Source organism: Aeromonas sp. FDAARGOS 1415 (assembly GCF_019048365.1).
Lineage (GTDB): Bacteria > Pseudomonadota > Gammaproteobacteria > Enterobacterales > Aeromonadaceae > Aeromonas > Aeromonas taiwanensis.
The window spans coordinates 3025895-3038713 of record NZ_CP077363.1; the positions used below are offsets into that span (position 1 = coordinate 3025895).

At 61.0% G+C, this 12819-nt stretch carries 11 protein-coding genes and 1 tRNA gene; 7 read left to right on the forward strand and 5 right to left on the reverse strand.

Features of this window, described 5'->3' with window-relative positions:
• The first annotated feature begins 155 nt into the window (after positions 1–155).
• The 6 genes from I6L45_RS14375 (at position 156) to I6L45_RS14400 (ending at position 7043) form a co-directional block, all read left to right on the forward strand.
• Entirely contained in the window at positions 156–1775 is a 1620-nt protein-coding gene (locus I6L45_RS14375; RefSeq protein WP_216982415.1) for an ABC transporter substrate-binding protein, read from the forward strand.
• Between the two features lie 97 nt (positions 1776–1872).
• Positions 1873–2793 (forward strand): oligopeptide ABC transporter permease OppB, encoded by a 921-nt coding sequence (oppB, locus tag I6L45_RS14380; protein ID WP_216982416.1) that lies wholly within the window; start codon positions 1873–1875, stop codon positions 2791–2793.
• A gap of 14 nt (positions 2794–2807) precedes the next feature.
• The gene (oppC, locus tag I6L45_RS14385) at positions 2808–3719 is read left to right on the forward strand and encodes an oligopeptide ABC transporter permease OppC (protein ID WP_010674331.1); all 912 of its coding nucleotides are present in this window, start codon (positions 2808–2810) and stop codon (positions 3717–3719) included.
• A 94-nt stretch (positions 3720–3813) separates the two neighbouring features.
• Positions 3814–4794 (forward strand): ABC transporter ATP-binding protein, encoded by a 981-nt coding sequence (locus tag I6L45_RS14390; protein ID WP_042863654.1) that lies wholly within the window; start codon positions 3814–3816, stop codon positions 4792–4794.
• On the forward strand, positions 4795–5790 hold the full coding sequence (gene oppF, locus I6L45_RS14395) for a murein tripeptide/oligopeptide ABC transporter ATP binding protein OppF (protein WP_043761358.1): 996 nt from the start codon (positions 4795–4797) through the stop codon (positions 5788–5790).
• 296 nt (positions 5791–6086) lie between these two features.
• Positions 6087–7043 carry a TerC family protein gene (locus I6L45_RS14400; protein WP_216982417.1) on the forward strand — a complete coding sequence of 319 codons (957 nt, stop codon included), beginning with the start codon at positions 6087–6089 and terminating at the stop codon, positions 7041–7043.
• 57 nt (positions 7044–7100) lie between these two features.
• Here the strand turns inward: I6L45_RS14400 and alr are convergent, their stop codons facing one another.
• Entirely contained in the window at positions 7101–8327 is a 1227-nt protein-coding gene (gene alr, locus I6L45_RS14405; protein WP_216982418.1) for an alanine racemase, read from the reverse strand.
• A 172-nt stretch (positions 8328–8499) separates the two neighbouring features.
• On the opposite strand from alr, the gene I6L45_RS14410 reads away from it, so the two are divergent.
• Positions 8500–8946, forward strand: coding sequence for an isoprenylcysteine carboxylmethyltransferase family protein (locus I6L45_RS14410; RefSeq protein ID WP_216982419.1), 447 nt, complete (start codon positions 8500–8502; stop codon positions 8944–8946).
• An 88-nt stretch (positions 8947–9034) separates the two neighbouring features.
• On the opposite strand, the gene I6L45_RS14415 is transcribed toward I6L45_RS14410, so the two are convergent.
• The 4 genes from I6L45_RS14415 to I6L45_RS14430 all read right to left on the reverse strand — a co-directional run bounded on the left by I6L45_RS14415 (position 9035) and on the right by I6L45_RS14430 (position 12744).
• The gene (locus I6L45_RS14415; protein ID WP_216982420.1) at positions 9035–10294 is read right to left on the reverse strand and encodes a dicarboxylate/amino acid:cation symporter; all 1260 of its coding nucleotides are present in this window, start codon (positions 10292–10294) and stop codon (positions 9035–9037) included.
• A 205-nt stretch (positions 10295–10499) separates the two neighbouring features.
• Positions 10500–10925 carry a hypothetical protein gene (locus I6L45_RS14420; RefSeq protein ID WP_216984219.1) on the reverse strand — a complete coding sequence of 142 codons (426 nt, stop codon included), beginning with the start codon at positions 10923–10925 and terminating at the stop codon, positions 10500–10502.
• A gap of 176 nt (positions 10926–11101) precedes the next feature.
• Positions 11102–11178 (reverse strand) — tRNA-Pro (locus I6L45_RS14425).
• A gap of 222 nt (positions 11179–11400) precedes the next feature.
• Positions 11401–12744 (reverse strand): dihydroorotase, encoded by a 1344-nt coding sequence (locus I6L45_RS14430; RefSeq protein ID WP_134696008.1) that lies wholly within the window; start codon positions 12742–12744, stop codon positions 11401–11403.
• Between the last annotated feature and the right edge of the window lie 75 nt (positions 12745–12819).

Sequence of the window (12819 nt, forward strand, 5' to 3'; positions counted from 1 at the left end):
GAATAAATGGTTTGAAGTTGTTTTTTTGACCATGAAAGTACCCTGGTGCTGATGATATCTATTGCATTATCAGATTTGTCAGGGAATTATGCGGGCAGCGAGGTTTTTATCTCGTGGATAACAAATGCATGGAATGTTCTTGTTGGAGTATGGAAATGACTCATAGAAAAACAATTATTAATACCCTTTTATTGACCGCACTCTTTGGTGGCGCCACTCTGGCTCACGCCGCCGATGTCCCCGCCGGCACCAAGCTCGCCTCCGAGCAAACCCTGGTGAAAGGCAATGGCTCCGAACCCGCTACCCTGGATCCGCACAAGACCGAAGGTACGGTAGAATCCAACATCCTGCGCGACCTGTTCGAAGGTCTCGTCACCTCCGGCCCCAAAGGTGAGACCCTGCCCGGCGTCGCCGAGTCCTGGGAAACCAAGGACAACAAACACTACGTGTTCCACCTGCGCAAGGATGCCAAGTGGTCCAACGGGGATCCCGTCACCGCTCACGATTTCGAATTTGCCTTCAAGCGCGCGGTGGATCCCAAAACGGCTTCTCCGTACTCCTGGTACATGGAGATCCCGACCATCGTCAACGCCACCGACATCATCGCGGGCAAGAAGCCGTCCGACACCCTGGGTGTGAAGGCGGTGGACGATCACACCTTCGAGGTGCAGCTGGAGAAGGCGGTGCCTTACTTCGTCAGCATGCTCTCCCACACCACCACTTACCCGGTACCGAAGAAGGTGATCGAGAAGTTCGGTGACAAGTGGACCCAACCCGGCAACATGGTTTCCAACGGCGCCTATGTGCTGAAGGACTGGGTGGTCAACGAGCGCGTCGACGTGGAGCGCAACCCCAACTACTGGAACAACGCCAAGACCGTCATCGAGAAGGTGACCTACCTGCCGATCCAGTCCACCAACGCCGAGCTGAACCGCTACCTGGCCGGTGAAGTGGATCTGACCTACAACATGCCCATCGAGCGCTTCAAGCAGATGAAGAAAGAGCTGCCCAAGGAAGTGCAGGTGAGCGGCTATGTGGGTACCTACTACTACCAGTACAACTTCAAGCACAAGCCGTTTGATGACGTGCGCGTGCGTACCGCGCTCTCCTATGCCATCGACCGCAACGTGATCGCCGACAAGGTGATGGGCAAGGGCGAGACCCCGGGTTATACCCTGGTGCCCGACTTCGTGGACGGCTTCAAGCCGGTAGCCCCGGCCTGGTCCAAGCTTAGCCAGGCAGAGCGTGATGCCAAGGCGAAAGAGCTGCTGACCGAAGCCGGTTATGGCCCGGGCAAGCCGCTCAAGTTCGAGCTGCTCTACAACACCGACGACAACCACAAGAAGGTGGCCGTGGCCGTCGCCTCCATGTGGAAGAAGCTGGGCGTGGAAGTGAGCCTGGTGAACCAGGAGTGGAAGACCTATCTGGAGACCAAGAAGCAGGGTAACTTCGACGTGGGTCGTGCCGGCTGGATCGCCGACTACAACGAAGCCTCCTCCATGCTGGATCTGATGCAGACCACTCACGGCAACAACGATGGCAAGTACTCCAACACGGCGTTCGACAAGCTGATGAGCGAGTCCCGCAACCAGGTGGATGCGCAGGCGCGCAACAACCTCTATGTCCAGGCCGAAGAGATCCTGGCCAAGGACATGCCGATCGCCCCCATCTATCAGTACGTGACCTCCCGCATGGTCAAGCCCTACGTGGGCGGCTACCCGGCCAACCCGCTGGACAACATCTACAGCAAAGACATGTACATCATTGCTCACTGAGTAAAGAAACAAGTCGCATAACAAGCAGGGCCGGCCGGACGGCGGGCCTTTATTACAACCGCGACCCTTTGGAAGCAGTACAGGACAGGAAATGTCTATGTTGAAATTCATCCTTAAACGTCTACTGGAAGCGATCCCGACTCTGCTGGTCTTGATCACCGTCTCCTTCTTCATGATGCGTTTCGCCCCGGGGAACCCCTTCACCAGCGAACGCGCCCTGCCGCCGGAAGTCCTGGCCAACATCGAGGCCAAATATGGCCTGGACAAGCCCATCGGCATGCAATACCTCACCTATCTGGGCAACCTGGTCCAGGGGGATCTGGGGCCCTCCTTCAAGTACAAGGACTTCACCGTCAATGATCTGGTGAGCCAGGCCCTGCCGGTTTCCGCCAAGATAGGCTCGGTCGCCTTCCTGCTGGCGGTGACCCTGGGGGTCACCTTCGGCACCATTGCGGCCTTGAAACAGAACACCCTCATCGACTATCTGCTGATGTCGTCGGCCATGGCCGGGGTGGTGATACCCGGCTTCGTATTGGCGCCCTTGCTGGTGCTCTTCTTCAGTATCTATCTCGGCTGGTTCCCGGCGGGGGGCTGGCAGGGGGGCGGGGCCCAGTTCATGGTGCTGCCGGTGTTCGGCATGATGATGTATTACATCTCGGCCATCTCCCGCATCATGCGGGGCAGCATGATCGAGACCATGAACTCCAACTTCATCCGTACCGCCCGTGCCAAGGGGCTGCCGCTGCGCCACATCATCCAGAAACACGCGCTGCGCCCGGCCATGCTGCCGGTGGTCTCCTACCTGGGGCCGGCCTTCGTCGGCATCATCACCGGCTCCGTGGTCATCGAGACCATCTTCGGTCTGCCGGGGATCGGTCAGCTGTTCGTGAACGGTGCGCTGAACCGTGATTACTCCATGGTGCTCGGCCTGACCATTCTGGTCGGGGCGCTGACCATCACCTTTAACGCCGTGGTCGATATCCTCTATGCCGTCATCGACCCCAAGATCCGTTATTAAGCCGGGAGTACATCATGGTAGTCACAACTGAAAAGCGCGAAGCCGTCGAGGCGTTCGCCCAGAAAGTGGAAGTGGTGGAAGGACGCTCCCTGTGGAAGGATGCCCGCCGCCGTTTCCTGCGCAACAAGGCGGCGCTCACCAGCCTCATCATCCTGACCATCATCGGTCTGGCGGTGATCGTGGGGCCGCACCTGTCCCAGTACACCTTCGACGATCCGGACTGGGGCGCCATGCAGAGCGCCCCTGACATGGAGACCGGCCACTGGTTCGGGACCGACAGCCTGGGGCGCGATCTGTTCGTGCGCACCCTGCTCGGTGGCCGCATCTCCCTCATGGTCGGCATCATGGGTGCCCTGGTGGCCGTCATCATCGGCACCTTGTACGGTGCGGCCTCCGGCTTCATCGGCGGTCGGGTCGACAGCCTGATGATGCGGGTGCTGGAGATCCTCAACGCCTTCCCCTTCATGTTCTTCGTGATCATGCTGGTGACCTTCTTCGGTCGCAATCTGGCCCTCATCTTCCTCGCCATCGGCGCGGTGAGCTGGCTCGACATGGCGCGGATCGTCCGCGGCCAGACCCTGAGTCTCAAGAGCAAGGAGTTCATCGAGGCGGCCCACGTCTGCGGCGTCTCCAAGTGGAAGATCATCACCCGCCACATAGTGCCGAACGTGCTCGGCATCGTCGCTGTCTACGCCACCCTGCTGGTGCCGGGCATGATCATGTTCGAATCCTTCCTGAGCTTCTTGGGGCTCGGGGTACAAGAGCCCATGACCAGCTGGGGCGCCCTGCTGGATGAAGGCTCCAAGTCGATGGAAGTGGCCATCTGGCAACTCCTGTTCCCCGCCGGTTTCATGGTGGTGACCCTGTTCTGCTTCAACTTCCTCGGGGATGGTCTGCGTGATGCCCTCGATCCCAAGGATCGGTAAGACGCAAGCAATGCCGTAGGACCCGTCCGCTGGACACATAGCGCCAGCGGGATGGGCAGGCCTGCCTCACGACAGATCGATAAGGAGTGTTTATATGAAATTACTGGATGTGAAAGATCTGCGGGTCGAGTTCAAGACCCCGGACGGCAACGTGGTGGCCGTGAACGACCTCAACTTCTCCCTCTCCGCCGGCGAGACCCTCGGGATCGTCGGGGAGTCCGGCTCCGGCAAGTCCCAGACCGCCTTTGCCATCATGGGGCTGCTCGCCAAGAACGGCGTCATCACGGGCTCGGCCAAGTTCCAGGGGGAGGAGATCCTGAACCTGCCGGAGTCCAAGCTCAACCGTATCCGCTCCGAGAAGATCGCCATGATCTTCCAGGATCCCATGACCTCCCTGAACCCCTACATGAAGGTGAAGGATCAGCTGATGGAAGTGCTGATGCTGCACAAGGGGATGACCAAGGCCGCCGCCTTCGAGGAGTCGGTGCGCATGCTGGACGCGGTGAAGATCCCCGAGTCGCGCAAGCGGATGAACATGTATCCCCACGAGTTCTCCGGCGGCATGCGCCAGCGGGTGATGATCGCCATGGCGCTCCTGTGCCGCCCGCAGCTGCTCATCGCCGACGAGCCGACCACGGCGCTGGACGTGACGGTGCAGGCCCAGATCATGACCCTGATGAACGAGCTCAAGCGCGAGTTCAACACCGCCATCATCATGATCACCCACGACTTGGGCGTGGTGGCCGGCATCTGCGACAAGGTGCTGGTGATGTACGCCGGCCGTACCATGGAGTACGGCAAGGTGAACGACATCTTCTATCGGCCGAGCCACCCCTACACCGAGGGTCTGCTGCGCGCCATTCCCCGTCTCGACACCGAAGGGGAAGTGCTGCCCACCATCCCGGGCAATCCGCCCAACCTGCTGCGTCTGCCTACCGGTTGCCCCTTCCAGGAGCGCTGCCACCGGGTACACGAGATTTGCGGCCAGCAGTCCCCCATCCTCACCCCGTTCAATGACGGGCGGGAGCGGGCCTGCCACTGGGTGTCGGATGCCATCATCAAGGGAGTGAACTAAATGGGTACTGACAAGAAACTGCTGCTGGAAGTGTCCGACCTCAAGGTTCACTTCCAAATCAAGAGTGACAAGGCCTGGCCCTGGGCCAAGCCCTCCGCCCTGAAGGCGGTGGACGGGGTGACCCTGCGCCTCTACGAAGGGGAAACCCTGGGCGTGGTGGGGGAGTCCGGCTGTGGCAAGTCCACCTTCGCCCGCGCCCTCATCGGCCTGGTGCCGGCCACCGACGGCAAGGTGGTGTGGCTCGGGCAGGATCTGACCAAGCTCGAGCAGGGGGCGCTGCGGGAGAAGCGCAAGGAGATCCAGATGATCTTCCAGGACCCGCTGGCGTCGCTCAACCCGCGCATGACCATAGGCGACATCATTGCCGAGCCCCTCATCACCTTCTACCCGGCTCTGGGCAAGGAGGAGGTGAAGGAGAAGGTGCGCACCATGATGACCAAGGTGGGCCTGTTGCCGAACCTGGTGAACCGCTACCCCCACGAGTTCTCCGGCGGCCAGTGTCAGCGCATCGGCATCGCCCGGGCGCTCATCCTGGAACCCAAGATGATCATCTGCGACGAGCCGGTCTCGGCGCTGGATGTGTCCATCCAGGCCCAGGTGGTGAACCTGCTGAAATCCCTGCAAAAGGAGATGGGGCTCTCCCTCATCTTCATCGCCCACGACCTCTCCGTGGTGAAGCACATCTCGGATCGGGTGCTGGTGATGTACCTGGGCAACGCGGTGGAACTCGGCACCGGCAAGGAGATCTTCGCGAACCCCTTGCACCCCTATACCAAGGCGCTGATGTCGGCAGTGCCCATCCCGGATCCGGACGTGGAGCGCAGCAAGACCATCCAGATCCTGGAAGGGGATCTGCCGTCCCCCATGAACCCGCCGTCCGGTTGCGTGTTCCGTACCCGTTGCCCGGTGGCCGGCCCCGAATGTGCCAAGACCCGGCCCATGCTGGAGGGGAACTTCGATCACGCGGTCTCCTGCCTCAAGGTGGATCCGCTCTGACGAGAGCCTGAGAACGAGGGCGCCCGTGTGGCGCCCTTTTTTATTTTTACTCAGGGAGAAGATGCCTCTTGGCGTTACCTTTCGGGGCTGTTACTATCCGCCGCAACAAGGGGAGTAACTTCTCGCCGGTTTGTCGTCATTACGGTGCACACCTTTTCCTGCAGTGCACCCGGCAGCCGGGCAGTCGATGCAAATCGGCTGTAAGTGAGACCTTGCCGAGAGGCAAGGTGTATCTGCTCCAAACGCAAACCCACCGCCTCCCGGCCGTGGGTTTTGTCGTTTTGGGAGCAAGGAAAATGGGTGAATGGTGGATGTGGGCCGGCTTCTTCAGCATAGTGCTGGTCCTGTTGTGGATTGATATCCGCTTTGTCGGCGGCGGCAAGGCGCACAAGGTGTCGCTGAAAGAGGCGGGGATCTGGTCCCTCATCTGGGTCAGTGTGGCGCTCCTGTTCAACCTGGCCATCTGGCTCTGGCTGGATCACAGCGCCGGGCGCGAAATAGCCAACGAGAAGGGACTGGAGTTCCTCACCGGCTACCTCATCGAGAAGGCGCTGGCGGTGGACAACGTCTTCGTCTGGCTGATGCTGTTCGGTTACTTTGCCATTCCCGCCGAGCTGCAGCGTCGGGTGCTGCTCTACGGGGTACTGGGTGCCATCGTCATGCGTGCCGGCATGGTGTTCGCGGGCAGCTGGCTCATCGAGCAGTTCCACTGGATCCTCTACCTGTTCGGCGCCTTCCTGCTGCTGACCGGTGCCAAGATGCTGTGGGCGGCCGACAAGGAGCCGGATCTCGAGAACAACGCCCTGCTCGGCTGGATGCGTCGCCGCTTCAAGGTGACCGAGACCCTGGAGGGGGAGAACTTCTTCGTCTGGCGTGACGGTGTGCGCTACGCGACCCCGCTGCTGCTCATTCTGGTGCTGGTGGAGGTGAGCGATCTCATCTTCGCGGTGGACAGCATCCCGGCCATCTTCGCGGTGACCACGGATCCCTTCATCGTGCTGACCTCCAACATCTTCGCCATCATGGGGCTGCGCGCCATGTACTTCCTGCTGGCCGGTGTGGCCGAGCGCTTCGCCCTGCTCAAATACGGCCTGGCGCTGATCCTGATGTTCATCGGGGTCAAGATGTTGCTGCTGGATGTGTTCAAGATCCCGACCGGCATCGCACTCGGAGTAGTAGCATTGATCCTGCTGGCCTCCATGGGGCTGAGCCTCTGGGTGACCCGCAAGAAAGAGGGCGTGAAAGCGGCGTGATTGCCAACCTACTGAAAAGGGCTCCCCAGGGAGCCCTTTTTCATATCAGCGATTTGCTTAGCGCTTGATCTTCTTGGGGTTGGTGTAACCCCAGACGGTGTACATGTCCGCCAGCAGGGCGCCGTTGTACTCCTCCAGATCAGACTGCTTCACCTCGGCATCCCCCTGGCGGCCGAACAGGACCACCTCGTCACCGGGCTTGATCCCCTTGATGTCGGTCACGTCCACCATGGTGGTGTTCATGGAGGTCTTGCCCACGACAGGAGCCTTCTGGCCATGGATCAGCACATAGGCCTTGTTGCTCATGGCGCGGCGGTAGCCGTCGGAGTAACCCATCGGCAGGTTGGCGAGCAGGGAGTCGCGCTTGAGGGTGAAGGTACGGTCATAACCGACGGTGTTGCCCGCCGGGTAGTGGTTGACGGAGGCGACCTGGGTCTTGAACGCCATCACCTTCTTGTACTCGGTGTAGGAGGGGATGGTGTCGCCATAGATGATGCCGCCTGGGCGCACCATGTCAAAGTAGGCTTCCGGCACTTCCAGGGTGGCGAAGGAGTTGGCGGCGTGGATGGTGAGCTTGCTGCGATCCAGCTTGCCGGCGTCGATCAGCCACTGGTAGTCCAGCTTGAACTGGGCCAGCCCCATCTTGACGTCTTCTTTCTCCTCCACCGGGAAGTGGGTCATGATGCCGACCGGGGTGATCCCCTTGAGCTTGATCATGGCCAGGGCGTCTTCCTTGGCATCTGCCTGGCGCAGGTCGATGCCGTTGCGGCTCATGCCGGCGGAGTTCAGACCGATGTGCACCGGAATATTGGTGTTGTGGCGCTGGGCGATGTCGGCGATCCCCTGGGCACTGGCCAGGCTGCCGACCAGCTCTTCCATCTTGTAGGGCAGGGCCTGCTCAACTTCATCCGGGGTGGCGGCGCGCACCCGCATCAGACGACCCTCGAAGCCCTTCTCGCGGGCCACGCGGGCCTCTTCGTTGCTGGCGATGCCGATGCAGGGGATGCCTGCCTTGACCACGGAGGGCACCAGCAGATCGATGCCGTGACCGTAGGCGTCGGCCTTCATGATGGCGCAGATCTGCGGGCCCTTGTCACCCAGGCGATTTTTCAGGGTCTGGATGTTTTGCTCGAAGGCGCCGAGATCCACTTCCAGCCAGGCGTTGGTGGCGGTCTGCTCCTGACCGTTGCGGTGGTCGCTCGCGAGCGGCAGATAGGGGGCGGCAACCGCCTGGCCGGCCAGCAGACCGAAGATCAGGGTCGCGAGCAGCGTTTTCTTGTGCATGGGATGTTACCTTCTTATTGTCTCAGTTGAGGTGCGCCCTGTGTGGGCGCGTGTGTCTGCATCTTGGGGATTTATTCGTATGTGGATGATATTTATCCATTTTTTCCAAGGTGTCAGCGTTGGGAGTGTAACTTAACGGCGCCATTCGTGGCACGGGGAACGGGAAGAAAATATGCGTTTAGCGGTGCGGATCCCACCTTTGCTGTTGTTTGTGGTCATCGTGCTCGTCATGTGGCTGGGACGGGGGGAGGCGAGGGGGGCGCCGCTCCTGCTCGTGCCTGCCGCAGTGCTGTGGGTGGCGGGAGGTCTGCTGGGGGGCGGGGCGCTCCTGCGCTTCAGGCGCCAGGGCACCACTGTGCATCCCCTGCGCCTGGATGAGAGCCGGGTGCTGGTGACGGAGGGCGTCTATCGTGTCAGCCGCAATCCCATGTACCTGGGTCTGCTCTGCTGGACGATGGCGCTGGCCTGTTATCTGGGCGGGCTGGCCGTCTGGCTCGTCCCGCTGCTGTTGTGGGGCTGGCTCAGCCGCTTTCAGATAGTGCCGGAAGAGCAGGCGCTGCAAAGGCGCTTTGGCGAGGCATATGCGAACTACTGCCGCCGGGTACGGCGCTGGTGCTGAACCGCTCTCCCGCGTGCAGAGCCAGGCGATGGAGATAAAAAAACGGCCCGCAGATGCGGGCCGTTTTGATGAGGTGGCGATTAAGGGATCACGCCTTGGCGGTATCCACCTCGCCAAGCGGTGCGGTTTCACCCAGGCTGTCCTCGCTCTTGGCGACCACGCTCGCGGCGATGGCGTTGCCCAGCACGTTGGTGGCGGAGCGACCCATGTCGAGGAAGTGATCGATGCCGAGCAGCAGCAGGATGCCCGCTTCCGGGATCTGGAACTGGTTGAGGGTGGCGGCAATCACCACCAGGGAGGCGCGCGGCACGCCGGCCATCCCCTTGGAGGTGACCATCAGCAGCAGCAGCATGGTGATCTGCTGGGCCATGGAGAGCTCGATGCCGTAGGCCTGGGCGATGAACATGACCGCGAAGGTGCAGTACATCATGGAGCCATCCAGGTTGAAGGAGTAGCCCATGGGCAGCACGAAGCTGGCGATGCGCTTGTCACAACCGAACTTCTCCAGCCTGTCCAGGGTCTTGGGATAGGCGGCCTCGGAGCTGGCGGTGGAGAAAGCCAGCAGGATGGGCTCGCGGATCAGGGCCAGCAGGCTCAGGATGCGGCGGCGGATGAAGAGGCTGCCCATGGCGATGAGCAGCAGCCAGAGGCAAGCCAGCGCCAGGTAGAACTGGGCCATGAAGGTGCCGTAGGTGGCGAGGATGCCGAGCCCCTCCTTGGCGACCATGGCGGCGATGGCGCCAAATACCGCGAAGGGGGCGAAGTTCATCACGTAGCCGGTCACCTTCAGCATGATCTCGGCACCGCTGGCCATCAGCATGACCACCGGTTTGGCGGCATCCCCCAGGGCGGCGGCGGCCAGTCCGAAGAAGAGGGAGAACACCACGATCTGCAGGATCTCGTTGGTGGCCATGGCCTCGACCACGCTCTTGGGGATGGCGTGGGTGATGAAGTCCTTGAGAGAGATGGCGGTTGCCGTCACGCCCGAGCTGGCGGAGTTATCGGGCAGGGAGAGGGAGAGCCCCACCCCCGGTTGCATCAGATGGACCATCACCAGCCCCAGGGTCAGTGACAGCAGGGAGGCGAGCATGAACCAGCCCAGGGTCTTGACGCCGATGCGGCCCACGGTGCGGGTGTCCCCCATCTTGGCGATACCGACCACCAGGGTGGTGAACACCAGGGGGGCGATGATCATCTTGATGAGCCGCAGGAAGATGTCGGTCAGCAGGGTGATGTCGCTGGCAAAGCCGGCGGCCTGAGCGGGGGCCAGCAGGCGATAACCCTGCCCGATAACAATGCCAAGCAACATCGCGATGAGGATGGCAACGGTTAATTTATTCATTTTCATGGGGGGTGTCCCAGTCTCGATATGTGCAGTGCCTGTGCGGGTGGGCAGGGTGCCACCTCAGTCCTTTTTTGTGAGCCGGGCCGTGGAATTCAGACAGCCGGTGTGCTGGAGCATGCCTAATCGTGGAGGGGAAATCCAGTGGCTTATCGCAGAACTTTATGTGGTTATTGGTGAAATTAGATGTAAATGCTGTTAATTAATTATATTAATCGCTGTTTATTTTGATTTTATCAAGATAAATCGCTTCCAGGCTCTGTTCGTTCAACCGGTGAGGCTCCAGGGTAAAGATGAGCAGCGCCGACGTGCGATGCTCCACGTGCATCTCCTCCATGAAGGTATCGGGTTCGTACTCATCAAAGCCGAAACGGGGGCGTTCTGGCCTCACCCTGACCGCATCCCGCGACAGGGTCAGCTCCTGTACATGCACCCAGGGGAAACCCCGGGCCAGCGCCATCTCTCCGGCCCGCTTGAGCACGTATTTGCGGGCGGTTTCCCTGTCCACCAGCTCGTTGCCGACAAACTCCAGCTGCCACTTCTCCGGCCCGAGCCGTGTCTGGGAGAAGCCGGTCTGGCCGTTCCAGAAGGACTTCTCGCTGTCATAGGCGGTGGCGCAGCCCGCGAGTTGCCCCATCAGCAGGCAGCACAGGGCGAGGACGGGAAGGGAGTGGCGGGGAGGCGACATGATGCGGACCGGTTGGCGAACGGGATTTCACTACAGCACAAAGGGGGAGGCCAGACAATCGCGGGGCGAGGGCTGCCCATAAAAGAAAAGGCCTTGTCGTTCGACAAGGCCTTTCTCGGGGAATTTGGTCGGTGTGAGAGGATTCGAACCTCCGACCCTCTACACCCCATGCAGATGCGCTACCTGGCTGCGCTACACACCGACGGAGTCAGCTCGGCTGACGGGGGCTGAGTTTATGGAGATGGACCCGCCCTGTCAACAGGGGAAATACAGGGTTGCGATCGTTTGCCTGCTTTGCGAGCAAATGGCGCTCAAAGTACCGCCGCGTGTGGGAAATTTGACCTGGTGATGCCTGTTTTCGGGTGTTTCTGGCGACCATGAAAATGGCCGCCCGGAGGCGGCCATGTTTACCCGTGGTGACGGATCAGCGGTTGAAGGTCAAGCGCTTGCCCAGCACCTTGTCGGTGACCTGACCGTTCTGCCAGGCGATCTGGCCATTGACCAGGGTCATGTCGATGGTGCTCTGGAAGCGGTAGCCGTTGAACGGGGACCAGCCGCACAGGTAGAGCAGGTTGCTGTCGGTGACCACGTAGGGCTTGCCCAGATCCAGCAGCACCAGGTCGGCGAAGTAGCCTTCCCGGATGTAGCCGCGATCCTGCACCTGGAAGCGCTCGGCCACCGCGTGGGAGGTCTTCTTGACGATGGTCTCCAGGCTGAAGACCCCGTTGTGGTAGAGCTCCAGCAGCGCCTGCAGGGAGTGCTGCACCAGGGGCACGCCGGACGGCGCCTTGAAGTAGCTGTTCTGCTTCTCCTCCCAGGTGTGGGGGGCGTGGTCCGTGGCGATGATGTCCAGCACGTCGTTGCGTACCGCATCCAGCAGGGCGTGCTGGTCGGCGGCGCTTTTCACCGCCGGGTTGCACTTGATCTGGCTGCCCAGGGTGTCGTAGTCCGCCTCGTTGAAGAACAGATGGTGAACGCACACCTCGGCGGTGATGTTCTTGTCCTTGAGATCCTTCAGGTCCGGGGTGGCGGTAAAGAGCGACAGCTCTTTCGCCGTGGTCAGGTGCAGCACGTGCAGCTTGGCGCCGTACTGTTTGGCCAGAGAGACCGCCATGCTGGAAGACTTGTAGCAGGCGTCGGCGCTGCGGATGCGGCCGTGCTCGCGCATGGGCACATCCTCGCCCCACTTGGCGCGGGCTTCGTCTTCCAGCACCTTGATGCTGGGGGTGTCCTCACAGTGGGTGACGATCATCACCGGGCTCTCGCGGAAGATGGCCGCCAGGGTCTCCTGGTTGTCCACCAGCATGTTGCCGGTGGAGGCCCCCATGAAGATCTTGATGCCGCAGGACTGCTTGGGATCGAGCTTCTTGATCTCTTCCAGGTTGTCGTTGGTGGCACCGAGGTAGAAGCTGTAATTGGCGGCGGCGGAGTTGGCGGCTATCTGGTATTTGGCTTCGAGGGCGTCGATGGTGGTGGTCTGGGGATTGACGTTGGGCATTTCCATGAAGCTGGTGGTGCCACCGGCCACGGCGGCCCGGGATTCACTGGCGATGGTTCCCTTGTGGGTCAGGCCGGGCTCCCGGAAATGGACCTGATCGTCGATCATCCCGGGGATGAGGTGACGGCCGGTCGCATCGATCACCACGGCATCGGGGGCGCTGATGTCCGGGGCGATGCGGGCGATCCGCTCCCCCTCGATCAACACGTCGGAGGCATAGATGCGGCCTTCGTTGACCAGGGTGGCATTCTTGATAAGCAATTTGTTCATGGGGGGTTCCAGTTCCTTTGCCGATAATCCGGGGTCATAATATCGCAAACTGCACTTTCTCTGTAGCAAGGCCTG

Coding starts and splice junctions, on each gene's coding strand:
- I6L45_RS14430 (WP_134696008.1), bottom strand. CDS start 12,744: ATGAACAAATTGCTTATCAAGAATGCCACCCTGGTCAACGAAGGCCGC.
- alr (WP_216982418.1), bottom strand. CDS start 8,327: ATGCACAAGAAAACGCTGCTCGCGACCCTGATCTTCGGTCTGCTGGCC.
- I6L45_RS14415 (WP_216982420.1), bottom strand. CDS start 10,294: ATGAAAATGAATAAATTAACCGTTGCCATCCTCATCGCGATGTTGCTT.
- I6L45_RS14420 (WP_216984219.1), bottom strand. CDS start 10,925: ATGGGGCAACTCGCGGGCTGCGCCACCGCCTATGACAGCGAGAAGTCC.
- I6L45_RS14410 (WP_216982419.1), top strand. CDS start 8,500: ATGCGTTTAGCGGTGCGGATCCCACCTTTGCTGTTGTTTGTGGTCATC.
- oppB (WP_216982416.1), top strand. CDS start 1,873: ATGTTGAAATTCATCCTTAAACGTCTACTGGAAGCGATCCCGACTCTG.
- oppF (WP_043761358.1), top strand. CDS start 4,795: ATGGGTACTGACAAGAAACTGCTGCTGGAAGTGTCCGACCTCAAGGTT.
- oppC (WP_010674331.1), top strand. CDS start 2,808: ATGGTAGTCACAACTGAAAAGCGCGAAGCCGTCGAGGCGTTCGCCCAG.
- I6L45_RS14375 (WP_216982415.1), top strand. CDS start 156: ATGACTCATAGAAAAACAATTATTAATACCCTTTTATTGACCGCACTC.
- I6L45_RS14390 (WP_042863654.1), top strand. CDS start 3,814: ATGAAATTACTGGATGTGAAAGATCTGCGGGTCGAGTTCAAGACCCCG.
- I6L45_RS14400 (WP_216982417.1), top strand. CDS start 6,087: ATGGGTGAATGGTGGATGTGGGCCGGCTTCTTCAGCATAGTGCTGGTC.